Here is a 23,823-nt window from a genome sequence, read left to right as displayed (position 1 = left end):
CCGCACTCCTACGGTGATCCGTATGCATCCCTTGCAGCCCCGGCACTCCCTGCATCCCCTGCATTCCTTGGAACCCTCGCCTCCCTCGCCTCCCTTGCCTCCCTTGCCTCCCTTGCCTCCCCGGAACGTGTGGCAGGCGCTGTCCCGGCCGGGTTATCTGCTCTCGCCGTGGCCCTGGCGGGCCGTCGCCTATCTGTTGACGGGGGCCGTCGGCGGGGCGGTCGTGCTGGTGGGGCTCGTGCTGTGGGTGGCCGTCGGCGGGGTCCTCGCGGTCGTGCTGGTGGGGCTGCCCCTGCTCGCGGTCACCGTGCTCGCCGGGCTGCCCGTGGGCGCGCTGGAGCGGCGCAGGCTGCGGTGGATCGACAGGGAGCCCGCGCCCGGCGCGCATGTCGAGCTCCGTACGCCCGGCGCGCGCGCCTGGCTCACCACCCGCCTGCGCGACCGTGCCACCTGGCGCGAGCTGGGCCATACCCTCCTCGCCGCGTGCCTCCTCTGGCCGGCCGAGGCGGTCCTGCTCGCCGTCGCTCTGGTCCTGCCGCTGGCGATGGCCGCGACCCCGCTGCTGCTGGCGACGGTCGGCGGCGGGCGGGAGGTACGGGTGGTGAAGCTGTGGACGGTCACCGGTCAGCCCGCCGCGTTCGGCTCCGCCGTGCTGGGCGTGCTGCTGCTGGCGGGCGGTGCGTACGTCCTCGGCGCCGCCGCCGGGGCGCGTGCCGCGCTGACCCGTCGGCTGGTCGCTCCGCGCGACGGCGGCCGGGAGGCCAGGGTCGTCGAACTGACCCGGTCCCGGGCGCGGTTGGTCGACGCCTTCGAGGCGGAGCGGCGCCGCATCGAACGCGATCTGCACGACGGCGCCCAGCAACGCCTCGTCGCCCTCAGCATGGCCCTGGGCCTGGCCCGGCTCGACGCCCCGCCCGGCGGACCGCTCGCCGAGCAGCTCGCGCGCGCCCAGGACGAGGCGGGCGCGGTGCTCGCCGAGCTGCGGGAGCTGATCCACGGCATCCACCCCAAGGTGCTCGCCGACCACGGCCTGGCGGCGGCCGTCGCCGACGCGGCCGACCGGTCGCCGGTCCCGGTGGACGTGGAGTGCGAGCTGCCGGGGGCGGCCCGGCTGCCGCAGGCGGTGGAGGCCGCCGCCCACTTCGTGGTCCGCGAGGCGCTGGCCAACGTGGCCCGGCACAGCGGGGCGGCACGCGCGCGCGTGCGCGTCGAGCACCGGGACGGCCGGCTGCTCGTGCTGGAGGTGTCCGACGACGGCGGAGGCGGCGCCGACCGTGCGCGCGGCACCGGGCTCACCGGTCTCGCGGACCGAGTGTCAGTGCTGGATGGAACACTGTCCGTGACCAGCCCGCCCGGCGGACCGACCTTGCTGCGTGTGGAGATCCCTTGCGAGCCGACACCGACGTCGACACCGACGCCCCTACCGATGAACGAGCACTTCGCGTCGTCCTCGCCGAGGACAGCGTCCTCCTCCGCGACGGCCTGACGACCCTGCTCACCCGCTTCGGCCACCAGGTCGTCGCGGCGGTCGGCGACGCGTCGGCGCTGCTCGCGGCGGTCGCGGAGCATGAGCCGGACGTCGTCGTCACCGACGTCCGGATGCCGCCCGGCTTCCAGGACGAGGGGCTGCACGCGGCGGTCCGGCTGCGCGCCGAGCGGCCCGGGCTGCCGGTGCTCGTCCTCAGCCAGTACGTCCAGCGCGCGTACGCCGCCGAACTGCTCGACTCCGGGGACGGCAGCGGCGTCGGCTATCTGCTCAAGGACCGCGTCGGCCAGGTCGAGGAGTTCGTGGACGCCTTGCGCGCGGTCGCGGCCGGCGGCACGGTCGTCGACCCCGAGGTCGTACGACAACTGCTGCGTCGGCGTCGCGACCCGCTGGCCCGGCTGACCCCGCGCGAGCGGGAGGTGCTGGCGCTGGTCGCGGAGGGGAAGTCCAACGGGGCGATAGCCAGGGCGCTGGTGGTGTCGGAGGCGGCCGTCGGCAAGCACATCGGCGGCATCCTCACGAAGCTCGATCTGCCCCCGGCCGACGACACCCACCGCCGGGTGCTCGCCGTGCTGGCCTACCTCAGAAGCTGAGGGCTTCGCGGAAGCTGAGGGGCTTCAGAAGCGCCGAGGGTCCTCAGAAGCCGAGGGGACAGAAATCGAGGGCTTCAGGGAGGTGAGGGGCTTCGCGAAGCAGCGGCTGGAGTCGTACTCGCGGTAGTAGCCGAACTTCGTGCACGGCTCGTACCCGGTGGCCGTGTACAGGCTGATGGCCTCGGGCTGCTCGGAGCCGGTCTCCAGGACCATCCGGATCCGTCCGGCCGCCCGCGCGTCCGCCTCCAGCTCGGTGAGCATCCGCCGTGCCAGACCCCGGCCGCGCATGTCCCGCACGACGAACATCCGCTTCAGCTCGGCGTCGCCGTCCTGGTTGCCCTCGCCGTTCTCGTCCTGGCTGCGCCAGCCGCCGGTGGCCACGGGGCGCTCGGCCGCGTCGTAGGCGATGAGGTACACCCCGCGCGGCGGGAGGAAGTCGGACGGCTCCAGGACCGTGGCGTCGCCGCCGTCGCCGTAGCGCTCGTGGTACTCGGCCTGGACCTCGTCGTTGAGCTTGACCGCGTCGGGGTGGTCGAAGGGGACCCGGCGTATGTTCATGTCACTCACAGTAAATTTGTACACCATCGTGAAGGTCGGAAATTGGTCGGGAAACTGGACCTCGTCCAGTGTGCCGGTATCGTGCCCGGGTGCTGACCGTGACCTCCGTGAACGTGAATGGACTGCGTGCCGCCGCGAAGAAGGGCTTCGTCGAGTGGCTCGCGGACACCTCCGCCGACGTGCTGTGCCTGCAGGAGGTGCGTGCCGAGCCCGAGCAGCTGCCGGAGGCGGTCCGTGCGCCCGAGGGCTGGCACGTCACCCACGCCCCGGCCGCCGCCAAGGGCCGGGCCGGCGTCTCCCTCTACACCCGCCGCGAACCGGACGCCGTCCGGATCGGCTTCGGCTCGAGCGAGTTCGACGGCAGCGGCCGCTACATCGAGGCCGACCTGCCCGGTGTGACGGTCGCCTCCCTCTACCTTCCCTCCGGCGAGGTCGGCACCGATCGGCAGGACGAGAAGGTCCGCTTCATGACCGAGTTCCTGGTCCACCTCAAGGAGCTGCGCGCCCGTGCCGCCGCCGACGGCCGCGAGGTCCTGGTCTGCGGCGACTGGAACATCGCCCACCAGCAGGCCGACCTGAAGAACTGGCGCGCCAACCAGAAGAACTCCGGCTTCCTGCCGGAGGAGCGGGACTGGCTGAGCCGGGTCCTCGCGCCGACGGACGGCGGCTACGTCGACGTCGTGCGCGAGCTGCATCCGGACGTGGAGGGGCCGTACACCTGGTGGTCGTACCGGGGGCGGGCGTTCGACAACGATTCAGGTTGGCGGATCGATCTGGCCGTTGCGTCGCCCGGGTTGGCGGCGCGCGCCCTCAAAGCGGTCGTGGAGCGGGCGGCCACGCATGGGGAGCGGTGGTCCGACCACGCTCCGGTCACCGTGACCTTCGACAGGTGACGGAACCCGAAGCCGCACGGAACCCGAAGCCGCACAGAAGCTGAACCCGCGCGGACCCGAACCCGCACGGACCCGAACCCGCACGGACCCGAACCCGCGCGGACCCGAAACGAACTCAGGGCACCCTCCAAGAAGAAGGGTGCCCTGAGTCATCGGCGGAAGCCGAGCAGTACAGCTACGCCTGGGACACGACTACATGTCGTAGTCCTGGCTCAGCCGGTCCTCCTGCTCGCGCCGCATCCGCTCCGCGTCGCCCTCACCCGGCCGTGCACCCGGCCGCACGCCCTGGCGCGCACCCTGACGCTCGCTCGGCCGCTCGCTCGGCCGCTCTCCCGGACGCTCGCCGGGGCGCTGCTTGCCACGCGGCTGAGCCTGCTCCTTGGCCTGCTCGGCCTTCTGCTTGGCCTGCTGCTTCCACTGCTCGGACTGGTCCTGGAACTTGTCCTTGATACCCATGTGGGTTCACTCCTGTGGGAGATGAGGGGGGTTGGGGCCCCGTGGTGGGGCCTCGACCAGATTCACATGGGCGGTCACGGCGCGCATGTCGATCAACTACGCTGTGTAGTCCTCGTGGTCCTGGCCTGTTCGTCGGCGGAGCCGCCCGCGCCCACCAGCCCCGTCCGAATCCCCTGCAGCCTGGGCGCGAACCGTTTCATCTCCCGCGCGCCGACCGTCGCGACGATCCCGGGAAGGTAGCCGCGCACGCCCTGCATGCCCCGCAGCCACCACTGTCCGTACACATGCGACGAGCGCCGTTCGATGCCGGCCACGATCCGGTCGACGGCCGGTCCGAGCGGGTACGTCTTGTTCGACGGCCACGGCAGTCGCTGCCTCAACTCCCGCATCACCTCGTCCTGATCGGCCCCGCGCACCATGTCCGTGTCGGTCCAGGACAGGTATCCGACGCCGACCCGGACGCCCTGGCACGCGACTTCGGCGCGCAGACTGTGCGCGTACGCCTCCACGCCCGACTTGGACGCGCAGTACGCGGTCATCATCGGCGCCGGGGTGATCGCGGCGAGCGAGGCGATCTGGAGCAGGTAGCCGCGGCTCTCCTTCAGCAGGGGCAGGAACGCGCGGGCGGTGACCGCCGAGCCGATCAGGTTGACCTCGATGACCCGCCGCCAGGCCTCCGGATCGGAGTCGGCGAACGGACCGCCGTTGGCGACACCCGCGTTGGCGACCACGATGTCCACCTTGCCGAAGCGTTCCTTCACCTCCGCCGCGACCCGCGCCATCGCCTCGTGGTCGGTGACGTCGGCGTACCAGTGGTCGCTGTCGCTGTGCAGTCGCTCGGAGACCTGCTTGAGCGCGTCCGGCTCCAGGCCGACCAGCGCGACCTTCGCACCGCGTGCGGAGAGCTTGCGGGCGAGCAGTTCCCCCACGCCCCGCGCGGCCCCGGTGACGACGGCCACCTGCCCTTCGAGGCCGACCCTGCTGCTCATGCTGACCCTGCTGCTCATGCGCCCTCCTTCAACTGTGCGTACACGGTGACGAGTTCCCGGATTCTGCGGTTGACCAGGTCGGGCGCCTCGACCGGCGTCATATGGCCGAGGCCGGGCAGTTCGGTGACCCCGAGCGACCGGGGCAGGGCCGCGGCGATCCGGTGGGCGTGGACCGGCGGGGTCAGCCGGTCGCCGGTGCCGACCAGCACCGCCGTCGGCACCCGCAACTCCCGTACCGAGTGGTCGAGATCGAGCAGGCTCAGCACGTGCGACCAGGCGTGCCGCACCCTGCGCGGACAGGCGTGCACGATCCGGGCGCAGGCGTCCACCAGGTGCGGGGCCGAACCGGCGCCCATCGTCGCGTACTTCAGGATCCGTTTGGCGACCGGTGTGACCGGCCCGAGCGGCGCCCGCGACCCGAGGACGCGCCGGGTCAGCCAGGTCCGCAGCCGACCCGGCCGCAGGGGGACGACGGTGGATTCGGCGACCAGCCGCGAGGCGCCGGTGCTGCACAGCAGGACGGCCACCGCGTGCTCCCGGAAGACGCCTCTGGAGGCCGCGGCCAGGACCGTCATGCCGCCCATGGAATGGCCGGCGATCACGGCCTTCTCCCCGGGCGCGAGCGTCGCGTCGAGGACGGCTTCCAGGTCGTCGGCGAGGGCGTCCGTGCTGCACACCGGGCTCGCCGGGGTGCGTCCGTGGCCGCGCTGGTCGTAGGCGATGACGCGGTGGTCGACGGCGAGGTCGCGGATCTGCGCCGCCCAGAAGGCCGTCGAGCAGGTCCAGCCGTGGGCGAGGACGACGGCGGGCGCGGTCCCGGGATCGCGTTCGGTGCCGTGTTCGGGGCCGTGGATCTCGACGTGCAGCGGGGTGCCGTCGGCGGAGACGGCGGTGAGTTCGCGGTAGGACGTCACGACGCCGTCACCTCGTCCCTCTCGTCATCTTTCCCAGCCGTATCTTTCCCAGCCGTGACGGCGGGGGCCCGCAGGACCTCGTACTCCGCGAGGTCCACGCGCCGCGTGGCCTTGCGGAACTCGGCGGTGGTGCCCGGCCAGACGGTGGTGTTGCGGCCGTTCGCGTCCAGGTACCAGCTGGTGCAGCCGCCCGTGTTCCACACCGTGCGCTTCATCCGCTGCTGCACCCGACGGTTCCAGGCCTGCACGGCGTTCGGCCGGGCGTCCAGGGCCGCCCGCCCGCCCAGGACGTCGAGCTGCCGCAGATAGTCGGCCATGTAGTTCAGCTGGGACTCGATCATCAGGATCATGGAGGAGTTCCCGAGGCCGGTGTTGGGGCCGATGATCGTCATCCAGTTGGGGAAGCCGGCGGCGGAGGCGCCGCGCAGGGCCTCCATGCCGTCCTTCCAGCTCTCGGCGAGGGTCCGCCCGTCGGCGTCCACCACCCGGTCGGTGATCGGCATGTCGGTGACATGGAACCCGGTGCCGAAGACGATCGTGTCGACCTCGGCCTCGGTCCCGTCGGCCGCGACCAGCGTGGACCCCCGGATCTCGCTCAGCCCGCTCGCGACGACGTCCACGTTGGGCTGTGCGAGGGCCGGATAGTAGGCGCTGGAGAGCAGGATCCGCTTGCAGCCGATGCGGTAGTCGGGGGTGAGCTTGGCACGCAGCGCCGGGTCCTTGATGGCGCGGGCCATGTTCCGCTTCGCGATCTGCTCGACCAGGCCGAGTTCGTTCGGATGCTTGGTGAACGCCTGGACCTGGAGTTCCCGCAGGCCCCACAGGAGCCCGCGGCGCAGCTGGGCGGTGACGGGCAGGGCTCGGTGCAGGGCGCGTTCGGCGCCGCTGATGGCCCGGTCGACGCGGGGCATCACCCAGGGCGGGGTGCGCTGGAAGAGGGTCAGCCGGGAGACGTCGGGCTGGATGGCCGGCACGATCTGGATCGCGGACGCGCCCGTGCCGACCATGGCGACCCGCTCACCGCGCAGATCGTGGCCGTGGTCCCACTGGGCGGAGTGGAACACCTTGCCGGGGAAGGAATCGAGCCCGGGGATCTCCGGGACCCTGGGATCGGACAGCGGCCCCGTGGCCGACACGACCACATCGGCGAAGTACCGTCGTCCGCCGCTCGTCTCGATGTCCCAGCGCAGCTCCTGCGGGTCCCAGGTCATCCGCAGCACCTCGGAGTCGAGACGCAGATGCGGCCGGAGCCGGAAGACGTCCGTGACGTGCTCCAGATAGGCGCGGATGTGCTCCTGCCCGGAGAACGTGCGCGGCCAGTCCGGGTTGGGCGCGAAGGAGAAGGAGTACAGGTGGGAGGGCACGTCACAGGCGCACCCCGGGTAGCTGTTGTCCCGCCAGGTCCCGCCGACGCTGCTCGCCCGCTCCAGGACGACGAAGTCGGTGATCCCCTCGCGGCGCAGCCGCACGGCGGCTCCCAGCCCACCGAAGCCGGATCCGATCACCGCCACCCGTACGTGTTCGGTCATCCCGACGCCTCCTAGCCGTGCGTGCGACTCTACGGACCTTGCCAGTGAACACTGGCGCAATGGGAGCGTAGAGCAGCTCCGTACCGATGGGTAGGGCCGGGAGGGGGAGAGTTACCGGCGGTAGAACATAGGCTTCGCCCGTGACGGAGAAGCGGGAGTACCGGACGGAGGAGCTGGCCAGGGAGGCCGGCATCACGGTGCGCACCCTGCGCTTCTACCGCGAACGCAAACTGCTCGCGCCGCCCCGCCGCGAGGGCCGCATCGCCTGGTACGACGACCATCATCTGGCCCGGCTGCGCACGATCGCGGCACTGCTGGAGCGCGGTCACACCCTCAACGGCATCGCGGAGCTGGCCGACGCCCTCGATCACGGCCGTGACGTCGCCGACCTCCTCGGCGTCGGCGGACCCACCGAGGAGGAACCGGTCCGGCTCACCCCCGAGGAACTCGCCGCCCGCTTCGAGGGCCAGGTCACCCCGGAGAACCTCGCCGCCGCCCTCGACCTCGGCTATCTGGGCACGGACGGCGACGAGATCGTCCACATCAGCCGACGGCTGCTGGACGGCTGCGCCGCCCTGGTCCGCGAGGGCATCCCGCTCGCCGAGGTCCTGGCGGCCGGCGTGCGCGTCCGCGAACACGCCGATGCCCTCGCCGACCTCTTCACCGCCCTGATCCTCCGCCACGCGACCGAGGACGACCTGCCCCGCCTGCGCCCCCTGGCCACCAGCGTCATGGACGCGGAACTGTCACTGGCGCTGGACCGACGGTTGCGCAAGCAAGGGTAGAGCTCAAGGAGCAGCCCGTGGCGGCAGCTTCGGGCGGCTGCGGTCCGGGACGTTCGTGTGGTCGGGCGGGGTCGCCGGGGGGCCGGTGGCGAGGAGGTCCAGGGCCAGTCGGACCGCGTCGTCGAGTTGGGCGTGGCGGCCCTCGGCCCAGTCGAGGGGGGTGCGCAGGACCTCCAGGTCGGGGGTGACGCCCCGGTTCTCCACGGACCAGCCGTAGGCGTCGAACCAGGCCGCGTTCATCGGGACGGTGATGACCGTGCCGTCGCCGAGCCGGTGGCGGCCGGTCATGCCGACCACTCCGCCCCAGGTGCGCTGGCCGACCACCGGGCCCAGCTTGAGGAGTTTGAAGGCGGCCGTGATCATGTCGCCGTCGGAGGAGGTCGCCTCGTCGGCCAGGGCCACGACCGGGCCCCTCGGCGCGTTCGACGCGTACGACACCGGCTGGGCGTTCCTCGTCAGGTCCCAGCCCAGGATCGTGCGGGTCAGTTTCTCCACGACCAGTTCGCTGATGTGGCCGCCCGCGTTGCCGCGCACGTCCACGATCAGGGCGGGTCTCGACACCTCCATGCGCAGGTCGCGGTTGAACTGGGCCCAGCCCGAGCCGCCCATGTCGGGGATGTGCAGATAGCCGCACCGGCCGCCGCTCAACTCCCGTACCACGGCCCGCCGTTTGGCCACCCAGTCCTGGTAGCGCAGGGGCCGTTCGTCGGTCAGGGGGACCACGGCCACTCGGCGGGAGCGGCCCGCGTCGCCCTCTGCGGGGGTGAAGGTCAGCTCGACCGTCGTGCCGCCCGCTCCGGCGAGGAGGGGGTACGGGCCGGTCACCGGGTCGACCTCCCGGCCGTCCACGTGGGTGAGCACCGCGCCCTCCCGGATCCCGGTCCCGGCCAGCGGGGAGCGCGCCTTGGAGTCCGAGGAGTCGCCGGGCAGGATCCGCCGGACGGTCCAACCGCCGTCCCGGTGCACGAAGTTGGCGCCCAGCAGGCCCTGGAGGCGCTGGTAGTGCGGCGGCCCCTCGTTGCGCCGGGCGGCGGTGACGTACGCGTGGGAGGTGCCCAGCTCGCCCAGCACCTCGCGCAGCAGGTCCGCGAACTCGTCCGGCGAGGCGACCTGTTCGACCAGCGGCCGGTACTGGTCCAGCACCGCGTCCCAGTCGATCCCGCACATCCCCGGGTCCCAGAAGTACGCGCGGATCAGCCGTCCGGCCTCCTCGTAGGACTGCCGCCACTCGGCGCCCGGGTCCACCTCGTGCAGGATGCGCCGCAGATCGATCCAGACCGTGGAGTCGACGTCCCCGGACTCGCCGGCCGGCACCGCGCGCAGCTCGCCCTCGTCGACCAGGACCAGCCGGCTGCCGTCCCCGCTGAGCGCGAACCAGTCGAGGTGGTCCACGAGTTCGGACTTCTTCGCCTTGCTGATGTTGAAGTGTTCGAGGGTGGGCCGCCCGCTGGTGTCGTCCGGGTTGGCGAACGTCTCGCCCAGCGCGCCGGAGATCGGCCAGCGCAGCCACACCAGTCCGCCGCCCGCGACCGGGTACATCGCCGAGTACTTGGACGCCGTCACCGGGAAGGGCGTGACCCGGCTCTCCAGGCCCTCGATCTCGACGGTCACGGTCCCGTCGCCGCCGCCCTCGTCGTCCTCCACCGGGTCCAGGCCGCCGGCGGCCGGTCGGCCCTCCGGGGTCAGGGCGAAGGGGGAGGGGGTCGCCGAGGAGAGCGGCACCAGGTAGGGGCGGCAGCCGAGCGGGAAGGACAGGTCGCCGGTGTGGACGTCGTAGACGGGGTCGAAGCCGCGCCAGGAGAGGAAGGCGAGGTAGCGGCCGTCGCGTGTGAACACGGGGTTCTCGTCCTCGAACCGGCCGTTGGTCACGTCCACGATCAGCCGGTCCTTGATGCGGGCCATCTTGATCTGCCGCAGGGAGCGCCCGATGCCCGGATGCGACCAGGTCAGCCAGGTTCCGTCCGGGGAGAAGGCCAGGTCGCGCACGGGTCCGTTGGTCGACGAGATGACCTCGGTGACCGCGCTTCCCCCAGACTCCGTCCGGGAGGCGCCCCCAGAGTCCTCTGTCGCGTCGATGAGCAGGAGCCGGCCGTCGTGCGCGGCGAGGGCGAGGCGTTCGCCCTGGGGGTCGGAGACCATCTCCAGGACCCGGCCGAGTTCCCCGGAGGCGAGCCTGCGGGGCTCGCGGCCGCCGGTGGCCCGGGGCAGGTAGGCGATCTCGACGGCGTCCTCGCCCTCCGCGTCCGTCACATAGGCGACCTGGCCGGCCGAGCCGAGCATCTCCGGCAGCCGGACCCGTACCCCGGGGGTGTCGGTGATCGTCCGGGCGGGGCCGTCCCGGTGGGTCAGCCAGTAGAGGCTGCCGCGGACGACGACGGCGCTCGCCCGTCCGGTCTCGTCGACGGAGACGCCGTCCACGTGCTGGGCGGCCGGGATCTGGTACGGCCGCCGCCCGGCCCGTGGACCGTTCAGCCGGACGTCGAGGCGGCGCGGCTCGGAGTCGGCGGCGAGGTCGTCGACGATCCACAGTTCCCCGGCGCACTGGTACACCACCCGGGTCCCGTCGCTCGACGCGTGCCGGGCGTAGAAGGCGTCGTGGTCGGTGTGCCGGCGCAGGTCGGAGCCGTCGTAGGCGCAGGAGTAGAGGTTGCCGACGCCTTCGTGGTCGGAGAGGAACGCGATCCGTCCGCCGACGAAGAGGGGGGAGTCGAGATGGCCGTCGAGGCCTTCGAGGAGCCGTTGCCCGTGCAGCCACAGCCGGCCGGTGGCGCCGCCGCGGTACCGCTTCCAGGCGGCCGGTTCATGCGGTGGGGTGCCGGTGAGGAGGAGGGTCCGACGCTCGCCGTCGAGGTCGGCGACCTGGAGGTCGGAGACCGGGCCCCAGGGGAGTTTGCGGCCGGGGCAGCCGTCGGTGGCGACCTTGTAGGCCCAGGTGAAGTAGGAGAAGGGCTCGCCGTGGGAGGCGACGGCGAGGATGTCGCTCTCCGGTGTCCAGCCGCGGACCTGTGTGTCGGAGCTGCCCCAGTAGGTCAGCCGCCGGCCCGGTCCGCCCTCGACCGGCACCAGATGGATCTCGGGGACGAGACTGCGCCAGCTCGTGTACGCGATCCGGCGGCCGTCGGGGGAGAAGCGGGGGTGTCCGGCCTTCGTCCGGTCGACGGTGAGCCGCCAGGCGCGGCCCGGGTCGTCGAGGGGGGCCAGCCAGAGGTCGTCCTCGGCCACGAAGCACAACAGGTCACCGCTGAGGTGGGGCAGGCGCAGATAGCTCACCTCCCCATGCTTTTCCGGGGGATGGACCAGGGCAACTTATGACAGATGTGCGACCGGTGTGCGTGGGCGCGGTCGACGTGAGCCAGGGCACGTACGAAACAGTTTCGTTTCGCACGAGAGTGCGCTACATTCGTCGTGTACGGATACGGAACCGTGTCGGTTCAGCCGGGTCGAGAGCGGGAAGGTGAGCGGAATGACTGAGGTCGCAACGGCGCGTCGCAGCCGCATCACCCCCGAGCGCGAGGCCGAGCTCTACGAGGCCGTGCTCGAACTGCTCCGCGAAGTCGGCTACGACGCCCTCACCATGGACGCCATCGCCGCTCGTACGCGATCCAGCAAGGCGACCCTCTACCGCCAGTGGGGCGGCAAGGCCGAGCTGGTGGCGAAGGCGGTCCGGCACGACAAGCCGGGCGGCTCCGCCGACCTGGTCGACACCGGGTCGGTCCGAGGCGACCTGCACGCCCTCACGATGCGTTCGGACGACTGCAAGATGGAGCAGAACTCCGCGCTGATGCGAGGCCTGGCCATGGCGGTCCACGGCAACCCGGACCTCCTGAAGGCGTTCAGGGAACACCTGGTCGAGCCGGAGATGGCCGAGTTCCGCCGTGTCATGCAGCGGGCGATCGACCGGGGCGAGATCCGCGCGGACAACCCGGCGCTCACGTTCGTCCCGCACATGATGATCGGCGCGTTCGCCGCCCGCACCATGCTCGACGAGCAGCCGCCGACGCAGGCCTTCCTCCTTTCGTACATCGACGCAGTGGTGCTCCCCGCACTCTGTGCGCGCACCATCACCACCTGACCGTCCCCACGGTCCGCCCTCCTGACGTCACCGCTCACGTCGTCGGGCCGATCACCCCTGCTCTCCCCGCCGGGTTGGTCAACCTGCCCTGCACACACACGACCTGACCGGGAGTACGCCTCCGTGGCCACGTTTCTTTACAAGCTCGGCCGACTCGCCTTTCGCCGACGACACTTCGCCGCCCTGATATGGGTGGCGCTGCTGACCCTCGCAGGCGTGGGCGCCGCCTCCGCGCCCGCCGCCGGCACCTCCTCCTTCTCCATCCCGGGCGTCGAGGCTCAGAAGGCCTTCGACCTGCTGGAACAGCGGTTCCCGGGCGGCAGCGCCGACGGCGCCACCGCGCGTGTCGTCTTCAAGGCGCCGGACGGCCAGAAGGTGACCGACACCGCCAACAAGGCGATCGTCGAGAGGACCGTCAAGGAGCTCGGTAACGGCTCCGAGGTCGTCTCCGCCACCGACCCGTTCACGTCCAACGCCGTGAGCAAGGACGGGAAGGTCGCCTACACGTCGGTGAAGTACGACGTCTCCGCGGTCGAGATCCAGGACTCCACCCGGGAGGCCCTGGAAGCCACCGGGGACAAGGCCAAGGACGCCGGGCTGACCGTCGAGATGGGCGGTGACGCGCTCCAGGCCCAGCCCGGACAGGAGGCCATCGGCGAGATCATCGGCCTTGTCATCGCCGCGATCGTCCTCGTCCTCACCCTGGGCTCGCTCGTCGCGGCCGGACTGCCGCTGCTGACGGCGATCATCGGCGTCGGCATCGGCGGCGCCACCATCACCTCCCTCGCCAGCGCGTTCGACCTCGGCGACTCCACCGCCACGCTGGCCCTGATGATCGGCCTCGCGGTCGGCATCGACTACGCGCTGTTCATCGTCTCCCGCTACCGCGGCGAACTGGCCGAGGGCCGCGACCGCGAGGAAGCGGTCGGCCGGGCCGTGGGCACCGCCGGCTCCGCGGTGGTCTTCGCGGGCCTCACGGTCGTGATCGCGCTGGGCGGACTCGCGGTCGTCAACGTCCCGATGCTGACCAAGATGGGCCTCGCCGCGGCGGGCACGGTCGTCATCGCCGTCCTGATCGCCCTCACCATGGTCCCGGCGCTGCTCGGCTACGCGGGCCGCAAGGTCAAGCCGGCCGGTGAGAAGGGCAAGCTGCTCGGCGGCCGCAAGGCCAAGAAGGCCGGGTCCGCCAAGGCCGCCACGGAGGGCTCCGTCGCCGACCGGCCCAACCTGGGCAGCCGCTGGGCGAGCTTCGTCGTCCGTCGCCCGGTCGCCGTGCTGCTGCTCGGCGTGGTCGGCCTCGGCGCGATGGCCCTGCCGGCCACCCAGCTGGAACTCGGCCTGCCCGACGAGGGCTCCCAGCCGACGTCCACCACCCAGCGCAGGGCCTACGACCTGCTGTCGGAGGGCTTCGGGCCCGGCTTCAACGGCCCCCTGATGCTCGTCGTCGACGCCAAGGGCAGCGCCGACCCGCAGGCCGCCGCCACCGCGGTGACCGACGAGGTCAAGGGCCTCAAGGACGTCGTCACGGTGACCCCGCCGACGTTCAACAAGGTCGGCGACACCGCGATGATCACCGTCATCCCGAAGTCGAAGCCGTCCTCGACGCAGACCGAGGACGTCGTGCACGCGATCCGTGCCGCGGGCGTCGACGTGACGGCCGACACGGACGCGAAGGTGCTGGTCACCGGCACCACGGCGATGAACATCGACTTCTCGCAGAAGCTCAACGACGCGCTGATCCCGTACCTGGGCCTGGTCGTGGGCCTCGCCTTCCTCCTCCTCATCGTGGTCTTCCGCTCGATCCTGGTCCCGCTGAAGGCGGCCCTCGGCTTCCTGCTCAGCGTGCTGGCCGCGCTCGGCGCGGTCGTCGCGGTCTTCCAGTGGGGCTGGCTGGGCGGTCTCATCGGCGTCGAGGAGACCGGCCCGATCATGTCGATGATGCCGATCTTCATGGTCGGCGTGGTCTTCGGCCTGGCCATGGACTACGAGGTGTTCCTCGTGACCCGGATGCGCGAGGCGTACGTCCACGGCGAGAGCGCGAGCCAGGCCGTGGTGACCGGCTTCCGGCACAGCGCCCGGGTGGTCGCCGCCGCCGCGGTCATCATGATGGCCGTCTTCTCCGGCTTCGTCGGCTCCACCGAGTCGATCATCAAGATGATCGGCTTCGGCCTCGCGATCGCCGTCTTCTTCGACGCGTTCATCGTGCGCATGGCGATCGTGCCGGCCGTTCTCGCCCTGCTGGGCAAGAAGGCCTGGTGGATCCCGAAGTGGCTGGACCGTGTGCTGCCCAACGTGGACGTCGAGGGCGAGGGCCTGCAGAAGCCCGCCGAGGCCCAGCACTCGGATCCGGACGAGGACCGGGAACTGGTGCGCGCCTGACACCCCGTCCCGACTGAAGGACCGCCGGTGAGGGCTCCGTGGGGACGGGGCGCCCTCACCGGCTTCTTCTTTGTGCCCCGCTTCGTGCCCCGCTTCGTGACCCGCCTTGTGACCCACTTTCGGGTGAGGCGCGGTCCCGGCCGGAGCCATGCGGGCCGGTCAAGCCAGGGTTCGGAGCGTTCGTTACATACATGGACATTGAAGGCTACTGTCACCGAAATATGGTCGGTTCGTAACGAGCGGTGTCAATGGGGCGCTTGGTGCGTGGTGATGGTCAAGTGTTGGCCGTGCGGCCGATTGGGCCGCAAACCCGCACAAATTAGGAGACCTTGTGTCTGCTTCTGTTTCCGCTCGCTGTCTCGCCGCCGCCGCGCTCGCCGCCGCCGTGGTCGGGACGGTGGCGCTGCCGGCCTCCGCCGCCGACCACCCGCGTCAGGACCGGCCGAAGGTGGAGATCAGCGCCGTGCAGTACGACGCACCGGGCCGAGACGACCGCTCCGGCCGCTCCCTGAACAAGGAGTGGGTGGAGCTGACCAACACCACCCGCCACGAGATCAACCTGCACGGCTGGACCCTCTCGGACGAGAGCGGCGAGACCTACACGTTCCGCCGCTACCGTCTGGCCCCCCGCGCCACTGTCCGCATCCACACCGGTGAGGGCCGCGACACCCGCAGCGACCTGTTCCAGGACCGTCGACGTGAGGTGTGGGGCAACCGCGCCGACACCGCCACCCTGCGCAACGACCGCGACCGCTTCGTCGACGAGGAGTCCTGGGGCCACGACCGCCACCACGGCGGCGACCGCAACCACGGCGACCGCAACCACGGCGGCGACCGTCAGCACCACGGCGGCGACCGCGACCACGGCGGTGACCGTCAGCACCACGGCGGCGACCGCCACTGACCAACCCGCACGGCCCGCGGCGCGTCCGACCCTTCCTTCAGGGTCGGGCGCGCCGCTCGTCCATGCCCCGGGCGTCGGTCCGGGCGGCAGCCTTCAAGGACCGCCCGATCCCGCATCCGAGAGATCTTCGTATCCTTGGGCCGGATGAGCACTCGGGTACGGATACACCAGGTACGGCTGGGCGGCGACGAGTTCCGGGTGATCCGGGCGGACCCGGCCCCCGGACGGCTGGCGCTGCGCGACGACCGGCACTGGCTGTCGATGTACGCCGACCGGGACGGCGCGGCCCAGCTCGTCGCGCTGTGGGCGCTGGCCGCCCGGTCCGCCCGGTCGCTGGTCCATCTGCCGATCCGGGCCAACCCGGTCCCCGAGGGCGTCGTCGGCGACGGTGAGCCGGTCTCGCTGGATCTGGTCCTGGCCCACCACAGCCTGCAGTTTCCGACCGCGTCGTGGAAGCGGATCAGAGCCCGCCTCGGTGCGGGCAAACCCCATACCGCGACCACCCCGGACCAGGACTTCCCCGACGAGACGGCCATCGACTACGACCGGCGTCACCACCGCGAGTACCGCGACCACCTCGACTTCGACATCGCCGCGCACACCCTCTTCGTCGTGGGCAGTGCCACCGCGTTCCGGGAACACGGCACCGCGCTGCGCGGCCTGGTCGACGAGGCCCCGTCCTACGCACACCGCCACCCGGACGCCGGCGCCGGGCACTTCTGCGTCGAGCTCGGCACCGGACCCTGGCCGCACGCCGACGCCCGTCGCCACGTGCCGGCCCGTCTGCACATCCAGTACTCCGGCACCTGGCGCATCTGACCGACGGCGCTCAGTCGACGACGGCCGTCGCCTCGATCTCGACCAGGTGGTCAGGGACGTCCAGCGCCGCGACGCCCAGCAGTGTGCCCGGCGGTACCGGGGTCACCCCCAGCTTCGCGAACGCCCGTGCCGCGCCCTCCAGGAACAGGGGCATCTTGTCGGGCGTCCAGTCGACGACGTAGACGGTCAGCTTCGCCACGTCGTCGAAGGAGGCGCCGGCCGCCGCCAGGGCCGTGCCGACGTTGAGGTAGCACCGCTCGACCTGCGCCGCGAGGTCGCCTTCGCCGACCGTGACTCCGTCGGCGTCCCAGGCGACCTGTCCGGCGACGAAGACCAGCTTCGAACCGGACGCGACCGACACCTGCCGGTAGACGTCGATCGTCGGCAGTCCGGCGGGATTCATCAGGGTGATGGGCATGACATGGCCTGCTTCCGTGCTCTCTTGTGGTTACTGGGGAACCGTAAGAGAGTGGCTGCTGACATGGAAGAACGCACTTTTCGGTGACTGGGGAACCTGATGGTGACCAAGCAGTTCAACGGCACGCCCGAGGAAATGGCGGACCTCAGGCGCGCCGACTCCCTCGCGCGCGAGATCTTCTCGGACGTCGCCAACAAGTGGGCGCTCCTGATCATCGAGGCCCTCGGCGAACGCACCCTCCGCTTCAGCGAGCTGCGGGACGAGGTCGAGGGCATCAGCCACAAGATGCTCACCCAGAACCTCCGCATGCTGGAGCGCAACGGCCTCGCCGAGCGGACCGTGCACCCCACCGTGCCGCCGCGCGTCGAGTACACCCTCACCGAGGCGGGCCGGGGCCTGCGCGCGACGGTCGACGCGATGTGCGACTGGACCCACCGCCACCTCGGCCACATCGAGGCCTCACGCCACAGCTTCGACGCCTGACGGCACAGTTCCCGACGCCTGACGGCACAGCTGCGACGCCTGACGGCACGTCATCGCGCGCAGAATCCACTCGCCTGCCCCCTACACCGACCGTTAGCGTGCCCGCATGACGACGTCTGCCGCGCACCCCCGTTTCGCCGAAGCCCTCCGCGCCCTCGGCCTGGACGACCTTCCGACGCGCAGCTTCCCCGAGGCGACCCGGACCGCAGCCGAGGCGGCCGCCGCGATCGGCTGCGAGCTGAGTCAGATCTGCAAGTCGCTGATCTTCGCGGCGGACGGCGTGCCGGTGCTGGTGCTGATGGACGGGGCCTCGCGGGTCGACGTGGAGCTGGTGCGCAGGGAACTCGCCGCCGGGAAGGTCACCAGGGCCGCCGCCGACGTCGTACGCGAGACGACCGGCTACGCGATCGGAGGCGTCCCGCCCTTCGGCCACCGCACCCGGACCACGGTGCTGGCCGACCGCAGTCTCCTCGCCCACGACGTCGTCTGGGCCGCCGCGGGCACCCCGCACACCGTGTTCCCCATGGCCCCCGCAGACCTCGTCAAGCACGCCGACGCCACCCTCGTGGACGTCCGCGAGCGCACCGCGTGACGCCGCTGGTCACCACGGCCGTCCTGGTCGCCGCGGTCACCCACGCCGGCTGGAACGCCATCGCCCACCGGATCACCGACAAACTCGTCGGGTTCACGCTGATCGCCGGCGGCGGCATGGTCATCGGGCTCGCGCTCGCACCGTTCACCGCGTTCCCGGCGGCGGCCGCGTGGCCGTACCTGCTGGGCTCCTCGCTCATCCACATCGCCTACTACGCGCTGCTCATGCGGTCGTTCCGGCTCGGCGACTTCGGGCAGGCGTACCCGATCGCGCGCGGCTCCGCGCCCCTCGTCGTCACCGTCCTGGCCGCCGTCTTCGCGCACGAGGTGCCCGACGGCTGGGCGGCCGCCGGCATCGCCGTGTCCTGCGCGGGGCTGACCGGCGTCGCCCTGTGGGGGCTGCGCGGCCGGCGGCCGAACTGGGCGGCGATCGGCGCCGCGCTGGCGACCGGACTGACCATCGCCGCGTACACCGTCGTCGACGGCCTCGGCGTCCGCGCCTCGGGGTCCTCCCTGGGATACATCGCCTGGCTGATGGCCGTGCAGGGCTTCGTCGTCCCGGCCTACGCCGTCCACCGCTGGCGCGGCCGGACCGTCGCCCTCCTGCGCCCCTTCGCCGCCGTCGGCCTCCTCGGCGCCGCACTGTCCGTCCTCGCGTACGCCCTCGTCCTGTGGGCCCAGACCCGCGCCGAACTGGCGCCGATCGCGGCGTTGCGCGAATCGTCGATCCTCGTCGGAGCAGCCATCGGCGCCCTGTTCTTCAAGGAACGGTTCGGTGCGCCCCGGCTCGTCGCCGCAGGCCTTCTCGTCGTAGGGATAGGGCTGATGCTGCACACGGGCTGACCCGCCCCCGGTGGGACTACGACCAGCGCACGAGGCCGCTCCGGGCCCGTGGCCGAGGTCGCCGGGGTGAGCGTGCGCCTACCGTGAACTCATGGTTGAGACCACACCGTTCGGCCCCGACGACCTCGACGCCTACCTCCGGCGGATCGGCTGGGGAGGGGAGCGCCGCGCCGATCTGCAGACCCTGCGCGGGGTGCATCTGGCGCACACGCGTGCCCTTCCTTTCGAGAACCTGGATCCGCTGGGCGGTTCGGCTCCCTCGCTCGCGCCCGCCGATCTGATCGCCAAGCTCGTCCGCAGTCGGCGGGGCGGGTACTGCTACGAGCACAACTCGCTGCTGTCGTTCGTCCTGGAGGCGTTGGGGTTTCGGGTGACCCTGTTGACGGCTCGGGTCGTCGTGGGCGCGGAGCGGTTCGAGGAGCGGCCGCGCACGCACATGGCGCTCCTCGTCGAAGCCCCCGGCGATCCGCAGCCGTACCTCGCCGACGTCGGGTTCGGTGCGCCGGGGGCGCTGCTCGAACCCGTCCCGCTGATCGCCGGCGTCGAGTTCCACGGCGCGGGGCGCCGTCATCGCCTGGTGCACGCCCCGCATCGCGGGCCGCTGGAGCTGTGGGTGCTGGAGGCGCACGCGGGGTCCGAGGGGGCCACGGGGGCCGAGGGGGCCACGGGGGAGTTCTGGCGGGCGCAGTACGCGTTCACCGTCGAACCCTTCGAGCGGCCCGACTTCGAGGTGATCAACTGGCACATCGCCACCAACCCCCGCTCGCCGTTCAGCCGCCGCGCCTACGTCCAGCGCGTCACCCCCGACGGCCATGTCCTGCTCAACGGCCCACTCCTCACCGAGACCCACGCCGACGGCATCGTCGAGCAGCGTGAGCTGACCGACGAGGCGGAGGCGCGCCGGGTGCTGGACGTCGAGTTCGGCATCGCCGTGCCGGACGGGATCCGCCTGCTGTCCTGAACTGCGGGCGACCGCGCGGAGGAGCACCCTGGAGACACAGGAGTTCCGGAGGCGATCGTCATGATGCACACCACTGTCGGATGGCATGTCGAGCTGGAGTTCGAGGAGGACGAACGGCACACACGCGCGGTCGCGCTGGTACGGCTGCCCGACGGGACCGAGGTCCGGTCCCACGGGCACGCCAGCCGGCACAACGTGGACGACAACCAGCCCCGGGTCGGCGAGGAGATCGCCGGCGCCCGCGCCCTCAACGAGATCGCCATGCAGCTGCTCACCAAGGCCCACATGGAGATCGACGGCGCGTCGGGACGGACGTCCCACTCGATCAACGTGTGAGAGTCAGCGGGCCGCTGCCGTCCGTACCGCCCGCAGCAGCGCCTGTGCCCTCGGGTCCGCCGTCACGCTCGTCCTGAAGCCGTTCGTCACATAGCCGAACGCGATCCCGGACTCCGGGTCGGCCAGGCCGAGGGCGCCGCCGCGGCCCGGGTGGCCGAAGGCGCCGGGGGACAGCAGCGGGGACGCGGCGCCGTGCAGCATGTAGCCGAGGCCGAACCGGGTGTTCACCACGAGCACCCGGTCGGGGCCGGACGACTGTTCCCCGCGCGCGAGGCGCACCGTCTCCGGGTGCAGCAGCCTGCGTCCGCCCTCGACCTCGCCGATCAGCGATGCGTAGAAGCGGGCCAGACCGTCGGCGGTGGCGATGCCGTTGGACGCGGGCAGGGCGGCGGCGCGGTAGGCCGGGTCGTTCTCGTCGGGGAGCGGGGTGATCGCGGCGAAGGCGCGGCGGGTGAGGGAGGCGGGATCGGCGTAGGCGTCGGTGACGGCCTGCTTGGGCCGGGTCCTCAGCGCCCCGGCCCGGACGGGCGCGTCCACGTGTCCCACCCGTCCCACGCGCGCGGCGGCATCCGCGGGCAGCCCGAGCCAGAGGTCCGCGCCGACGGGGCCGGCGATCTCCTCGGCGATCCACTCCCCGATGGGCCGCCCGGTGATCCGGCGCACCAGCTCGCCGGTCAGCCAGCTGTAGGTCTGCGCGTGGTACCCGTGGTCCGTCCCGGGCTCCCAGACGGGCGTCTGGGCCGCGACCGCCGCCGCGCCGAGATCGGGGTCGGCGGCCTCGGCCGGCGTCAGCGGGCGGTCCAGCACGGGCACGCCCGCGCGGTGCGCGAGCACCTGCCGCACGAGCGTCCGCTCCTTGCCCGCGGTCTTGTACTCCGGCCAGTACGTCCCCACCGGCGCGTCGAGGTCCAGCTCACCGCGCTGGTGCAGCAGCAGGAGGACGGCGGAGGCGACGCCCTTGGTCGCCGACCGCACGATCTGCGCGGTGCCGGGTTCCCAGGGGGCCGTGCCGTCGACGTCCTTCGTGCCGGCCCACAGGTCGACGACCTTGTGTCCGTCCCGGTAGACGGCCACCGCCGCGCCCCGGTCCCCGAGCATCTCGAAGTTCGCCGCGAACGCCTCACGGACCGGCTCGAAGCCCTCGGCCACCACGCCGTTCACGTTCACGTCCGCACTCCTCGTCTCGCCGCCGGGCTCTCCCTTCAGCCAAGCAGGATCGTTACGTCAATGTTCCCGCGGGTGGCGTTCGAGTACGGGCAGACCTGGTGGGCCGCGTCCACCAGCTTCGCGGCGACCTCGGCGTCCAGGACGGGGAGCGAGACGCTGAGGGCGACGGCCAGCCCGTATCCCTTGGTCTTGTTCGGGCCGATCCCGACCTTCGCCGCCACCGTCGACCCGGTCAGGTCGAAGCCGGCCCGGTTGCCGACGAGGATCAGCGCGTTGTGGAAGCAGGAGCTGTAACCGGCCGCGAAGAGCTGCTCCGGGTTGGTGCCGTTGCCGTCGCCGCCCAGTTCCGGCGGCATCGCCACCTTCAGCTCGATCTGGCCGTCCTGACTGGTCACGTATCCGTCGCGACCTCCGTGCGCGGTCGCCTCGGCCACGTACATGATCTTCGTCGGACGACTGTCGACGGCCTCGACGGCCTCGACGGCAGTGTCGACGGCGGAGCCTTCGGTCACGGCGGTACCTCCCCCAAATCTTCCCCGATTACATCGTGCACAAGGTACCGGCCGGTACGGAGGCACTTGTTTACCAGGGGGTAGTAACCGCGGGTAACTTCAGGTGGGGGCTGCGGACACCAGGGAGGGTGGCTCAGCGGGCGCGTTCCGCAGCGCCCTGCGCCCGCTCGGCGAGCCCCCACAGCTCCGCGCGCAACCGCGCGACCTCCGTCGTCTCCAGCCCCGTCGACGCGAGCAGACCGGCGGGCACCCGCTCCGCGCGCCCCTTGAGTTCCTCGCCACGCCCGGTGCACGCCACCAGGACCGAGCGCTCGTCCCGAGCCGAGCGCTCCCGGCGCACCAGACCCGCCGCCTCCAGCCGCTTCAGCAGCGGCGACATCGTGCCGTAGTCCAGCCGCAGGGCCGACGCCAGCTCCTTGACGGTCGTCTCGCCGCGCTCCCACAGGACCAGCAGCACGAGGTACTGGGGGTAGGTGAGGCCCAGCTCGTCCAGGAGCGGCCGGTACGCGGCGGTCACCGCGCGCTGGGCCGCGTACAGCGCGAAGCACAGCTGCTCGTCGAGGCGCAGTGAGCCGTCGGCGATGGGCGCCTCGGCGGGGGGTGCCTGGTTCGTCACGCGCCCATTGTCGCGGAGCGCGGGTCGAACCCGAAGGGCAACTCCAGGCGATGCGCGCGCATGAGGGTGTCGTCGGCGAGCAGTTCACCGGTCCGGCCGTCCGCCGCGATCACGCCCTCGCTCAGGATCAGGGCGCGCGGGCACAGCTCCAGGGCGTACGGCAGGTCGTGCGTGACCATGAGCACCGTGACGTCCAACGACCGCAGGATGTCGGCCAGTTCGCGGCGCGAGGCGGGGTCGAGGTTGGAGGACGGCTCGTCCAGGACGAGGATCTCCGGCTCCATCGCGAGCACCGTGGCGACGGCGACGCGCCGCCGCTGGCCGAAGGAGAGGTGGTGCGGCGGACGGTCCTTGAACTCGCCCATGCCGACCTGCGCGAGCGCGTGGTCGACCCGCGCCTCCAGCTCCGGGCCCTTCAGCCCGGCCGCGGCCGGTCCGAAGGCGACGTCCTCGCGGACGGTCGGCATGAACAGCTGGTCGTCCGGGTCCTGGAAGACGATGCCGACCTTCCGTCGGATCTCCGCCATGTGCTGCCTGCCGACGGGCAGCCCGGCCACCGTCACCGTGCCCGCGCCGCCGGTCAGGATGCCGTTGAGGTGCAGCACGAGGGTGGTCTTGCCGGCGCCGTTCGGCCCGAGCAGCGCGACGCGTTCCCCGCGCGCGACGGAGAAGTCCACGCCGAACAGGGCCTGATGGCCGTCGGGATAGGCGAAGGCGAGGCCCGAGACCTCGAGGGAAGCCGGGGCGGAAGCAGTACTCACAGGGCCCATCCCAACACGCAGACGACGAGGGCGGCGAACGGGAGGGTCAGCGCGTACGACCACTGCGCCCGGGACGCGGTCACCTCGTCGATCACCGGCATCGAACCGGCGTACCCGCGGCTGACCATGGCCAGGTGCACGCGCTCGCCGCGTTCGTAGGAGCGGATGAACAGCGCGCCCGCCGACTTCGCGAGCACCCCCCAGTGCCGCACGCCCCGCGCCTCGAAGCCGCGCGACTCCCGCGCGATCCGCATGCGCCGCATCTCGTCCGCGATGACATCGCCGTAGCGGATCATGAAGGACGCGATCTGCACGAGCAGCGGGGGCAGCTTCAGGCGCTGGAGGCCGAGGAGGAGTTCCCGCAGCTCCGTGGTGGACGCCAGGAGGACGGAGGCGGCGACGCCCAGCGTGCCCTTCGCGAGGACGTTCCACGCCCCCCAGAGCCCGTTGACGCTGAGGGACAGCCCGAGGACGTCCACCCGCTCGCCCTCCGCCACGAACGGCATCAGCACGGCGAACGCGACGAAGGGCACCTCGATCAGCAGCCGCTTCAGCAGGAAACCGGCGGGCACGCGCGCGCGATGCGCGACGAAGGCCAGCAGGACGGCGTACAGGCCGAACGCCCACATCGCCTCGCGGGGCGTCGACACCACGACGACCACGAAGCCGAAGGCGGCGGCGAGCTTGGTGTGCGGCGGCAGGGCGTGCACCGGCGAGTGCCCGTGCCGGTAGAGCCGGTGTGCGTGGCCCGCGCCCAC

25 protein-coding genes are annotated in these 23,823 nt (G+C 71.8%); 13 read left to right on the top strand and 12 right to left on the bottom strand.

Features of this window, described 5'->3' with window-relative positions:
* Nucleotides 1-112 precede the first annotated feature (112 nt).
* Together ABZ725_RS16800 and ABZ725_RS16795 are read left to right on the top strand one after the other, a co-directional pair.
* On the top strand, nucleotides 113-1,486 hold the full coding sequence (locus ABZ725_RS16800) for a sensor domain-containing protein (protein ID WP_358803407.1): 1,374 nt from the start codon (nucleotides 113-115) through the stop codon (nucleotides 1,484-1,486).
* Nucleotides 1,387-2,079, top strand: a complete 693-nt coding sequence (locus tag ABZ725_RS16795; RefSeq protein WP_358803406.1) for a response regulator transcription factor — start codon at nucleotides 1,387-1,389, stop codon at nucleotides 2,077-2,079. The genes ABZ725_RS16800 and ABZ725_RS16795 overlap by 100 nt, the downstream gene beginning before the upstream one ends.
* A 24-nt stretch (nucleotides 2,080-2,103) precedes the next feature.
* On the opposite strand, the gene ABZ725_RS16790 is transcribed toward ABZ725_RS16795, so the two are convergent.
* Nucleotides 2,104-2,637: a GNAT family N-acetyltransferase gene (locus ABZ725_RS16790; RefSeq protein WP_358803405.1), complete on the bottom strand. Its 534-nt coding sequence runs from the start codon at nucleotides 2,635-2,637 to the stop codon at nucleotides 2,104-2,106.
* Between the two features lie 89 nt (nucleotides 2,638-2,726).
* Between ABZ725_RS16790 and ABZ725_RS16785 the strand changes: the two genes are divergently transcribed.
* Nucleotides 2,727-3,530, top strand: coding sequence for an exodeoxyribonuclease III (locus ABZ725_RS16785; RefSeq protein ID WP_358803404.1), 804 nt, complete (start codon nucleotides 2,727-2,729; stop codon nucleotides 3,528-3,530).
* Nucleotides 3,531-3,722: 192 nt separating this feature from the next.
* Here ABZ725_RS16785 and ABZ725_RS16780 read toward each other — a convergent pair whose 3' ends face one another.
* From ABZ725_RS16780 to ABZ725_RS16765, 4 genes are all read right to left on the bottom strand, one after another.
* The gene (locus tag ABZ725_RS16780) at nucleotides 3,723-3,986 is read right to left on the bottom strand and encodes a hypothetical protein (RefSeq protein WP_358803403.1); all 264 of its coding nucleotides are present in this window, start codon (nucleotides 3,984-3,986) and stop codon (nucleotides 3,723-3,725) included.
* 92 nt (nucleotides 3,987-4,078) lie between these two features.
* On the bottom strand, nucleotides 4,079-4,975 hold the full coding sequence (locus ABZ725_RS16775; RefSeq protein WP_358803744.1) for an SDR family oxidoreductase: 897 nt from the start codon (nucleotides 4,973-4,975) through the stop codon (nucleotides 4,079-4,081).
* Between the two features lie 14 nt (nucleotides 4,976-4,989).
* Nucleotides 4,990-5,889 (bottom strand): alpha/beta hydrolase, encoded by a 900-nt coding sequence (locus ABZ725_RS16770; RefSeq protein ID WP_358803402.1) that lies wholly within the window; start codon nucleotides 5,887-5,889, stop codon nucleotides 4,990-4,992.
* Nucleotides 5,886-7,418, bottom strand: a complete 1,533-nt coding sequence (locus ABZ725_RS16765; RefSeq protein ID WP_358803401.1) for an NAD(P)/FAD-dependent oxidoreductase — start codon at nucleotides 7,416-7,418, stop codon at nucleotides 5,886-5,888. The genes ABZ725_RS16770 and ABZ725_RS16765 overlap by 4 nt, the downstream gene beginning before the upstream one ends.
* Before the next feature lie 140 nt (nucleotides 7,419-7,558).
* Here ABZ725_RS16765 and ABZ725_RS16760 point away from each other — a divergent pair, with 140 nt between their 5' ends.
* Nucleotides 7,559-8,203 carry a MerR family transcriptional regulator gene (locus ABZ725_RS16760; RefSeq protein WP_358803400.1) on the top strand — a complete coding sequence of 215 codons (645 nt, stop codon included), beginning with the start codon at nucleotides 7,559-7,561 and terminating at the stop codon, nucleotides 8,201-8,203.
* Between the two features lie 3 nt (nucleotides 8,204-8,206).
* Here the strand turns inward: ABZ725_RS16760 and ABZ725_RS16755 are convergent, their stop codons facing one another.
* Nucleotides 8,207-11,473 (bottom strand): S41 family peptidase, encoded by a 3,267-nt coding sequence (locus ABZ725_RS16755; RefSeq protein ID WP_358803399.1) that lies wholly within the window; start codon nucleotides 11,471-11,473, stop codon nucleotides 8,207-8,209.
* 193 nt (nucleotides 11,474-11,666) lie between these two features.
* Between ABZ725_RS16755 and ABZ725_RS16750 the strand changes: the two genes are divergently transcribed.
* From ABZ725_RS16750 to ABZ725_RS16735, 4 genes are all read left to right on the top strand, one after another.
* The gene (locus ABZ725_RS16750) at nucleotides 11,667-12,275 is read left to right on the top strand and encodes a TetR/AcrR family transcriptional regulator (protein ID WP_358803398.1); all 609 of its coding nucleotides are present in this window, start codon (nucleotides 11,667-11,669) and stop codon (nucleotides 12,273-12,275) included.
* A 123-nt stretch (nucleotides 12,276-12,398) separates the two neighbouring features.
* A complete protein-coding gene (locus ABZ725_RS16745) occupies nucleotides 12,399-14,654 on the top strand; it encodes an MMPL family transporter (protein WP_358803397.1) in 2,256 nt (751 codons plus the stop codon).
* 331 nt (nucleotides 14,655-14,985) lie between these two features.
* Entirely contained in the window at nucleotides 14,986-15,558 is a 573-nt protein-coding gene (locus tag ABZ725_RS16740) for a lamin tail domain-containing protein (RefSeq protein WP_358803396.1), read from the top strand.
* Between the two features lie 144 nt (nucleotides 15,559-15,702).
* Nucleotides 15,703-16,377 (top strand): hypothetical protein, encoded by a 675-nt coding sequence (locus tag ABZ725_RS16735; RefSeq protein WP_358803395.1) that lies wholly within the window; start codon nucleotides 15,703-15,705, stop codon nucleotides 16,375-16,377.
* Between the two features lie 10 nt (nucleotides 16,378-16,387).
* On the opposite strand, the gene ABZ725_RS16730 is transcribed toward ABZ725_RS16735, so the two are convergent.
* Complete coding sequence (locus ABZ725_RS16730) at nucleotides 16,388-16,795, bottom strand: RidA family protein (RefSeq protein WP_351914380.1); 408 nt, start codon at nucleotides 16,793-16,795, stop codon at nucleotides 16,388-16,390.
* A 99-nt stretch (nucleotides 16,796-16,894) separates the two neighbouring features.
* Between ABZ725_RS16730 and ABZ725_RS16725 the strand changes: the two genes are divergently transcribed.
* From ABZ725_RS16725 to ABZ725_RS16705, 5 genes are all read left to right on the top strand, one after another.
* On the top strand, nucleotides 16,895-17,278 hold the full coding sequence (locus tag ABZ725_RS16725) for a helix-turn-helix domain-containing protein (protein ID WP_351914382.1): 384 nt from the start codon (nucleotides 16,895-16,897) through the stop codon (nucleotides 17,276-17,278).
* Nucleotides 17,279-17,384: 106 nt separating this feature from the next.
* Nucleotides 17,385-17,870 (top strand): YbaK/EbsC family protein, encoded by a 486-nt coding sequence (locus ABZ725_RS16720; protein ID WP_358803394.1) that lies wholly within the window; start codon nucleotides 17,385-17,387, stop codon nucleotides 17,868-17,870.
* Nucleotides 17,867-18,712: an EamA family transporter gene (locus ABZ725_RS16715; RefSeq protein ID WP_358803393.1), complete on the top strand. Its 846-nt coding sequence runs from the start codon at nucleotides 17,867-17,869 to the stop codon at nucleotides 18,710-18,712. Before ABZ725_RS16720 ends, ABZ725_RS16715 begins: the two co-directional genes overlap by 4 nt.
* A 91-nt stretch (nucleotides 18,713-18,803) precedes the next feature.
* Nucleotides 18,804-19,673: an arylamine N-acetyltransferase gene (locus ABZ725_RS16710; protein WP_358803392.1), complete on the top strand. Its 870-nt coding sequence runs from the start codon at nucleotides 18,804-18,806 to the stop codon at nucleotides 19,671-19,673.
* 60 nt (nucleotides 19,674-19,733) lie between these two features.
* Entirely contained in the window at nucleotides 19,734-20,009 is a 276-nt protein-coding gene (locus ABZ725_RS16705) for a DUF1876 domain-containing protein (RefSeq protein ID WP_351914389.1), read from the top strand.
* Nucleotides 20,010-20,012: 3 nt separating this feature from the next.
* Here ABZ725_RS16705 and ABZ725_RS16700 read toward each other — a convergent pair whose 3' ends face one another.
* The 5 genes from ABZ725_RS16700 to cbiQ all read right to left on the bottom strand — a co-directional run bounded on the left by ABZ725_RS16700 (nucleotide 20,013) and on the right by cbiQ (nucleotide 23,823).
* Complete coding sequence (locus ABZ725_RS16700) at nucleotides 20,013-21,176, bottom strand: serine hydrolase domain-containing protein (protein WP_358803391.1); 1,164 nt, start codon at nucleotides 21,174-21,176, stop codon at nucleotides 20,013-20,015.
* 35 nt (nucleotides 21,177-21,211) lie between these two features.
* Nucleotides 21,212-21,616, bottom strand: a complete 405-nt coding sequence (locus tag ABZ725_RS16695) for an organic hydroperoxide resistance protein (protein WP_351914445.1) — start codon at nucleotides 21,614-21,616, stop codon at nucleotides 21,212-21,214.
* Between the two features lie 205 nt (nucleotides 21,617-21,821).
* A complete protein-coding gene (locus ABZ725_RS16690) occupies nucleotides 21,822-22,304 on the bottom strand; it encodes a MarR family transcriptional regulator (protein ID WP_351914392.1) in 483 nt (160 codons plus the stop codon).
* The gene (locus ABZ725_RS16685; RefSeq protein WP_358803390.1) at nucleotides 22,301-23,074 is read right to left on the bottom strand and encodes an ABC transporter ATP-binding protein; all 774 of its coding nucleotides are present in this window, start codon (nucleotides 23,072-23,074) and stop codon (nucleotides 22,301-22,303) included. Before ABZ725_RS16685 ends, ABZ725_RS16690 begins: the two co-directional genes overlap by 4 nt.
* On the bottom strand, nucleotides 23,062-23,823 hold the full coding sequence (gene cbiQ / locus ABZ725_RS16680) for a cobalt ECF transporter T component CbiQ (protein ID WP_351914395.1): 762 nt from the start codon (nucleotides 23,821-23,823) through the stop codon (nucleotides 23,062-23,064). Before cbiQ ends, ABZ725_RS16685 begins: the two co-directional genes overlap by 13 nt.

Origin of the sequence: Streptomyces sp. NPDC006872, from assembly GCF_040635845.1 — a bacterium.
Lineage (GTDB): Bacteria > Actinomycetota > Actinomycetes > Streptomycetales > Streptomycetaceae > Streptomyces.
Note: the sequence above shows the minus strand (reverse complement) of the source record. Positions and strands in the feature narration are given on the sequence as shown.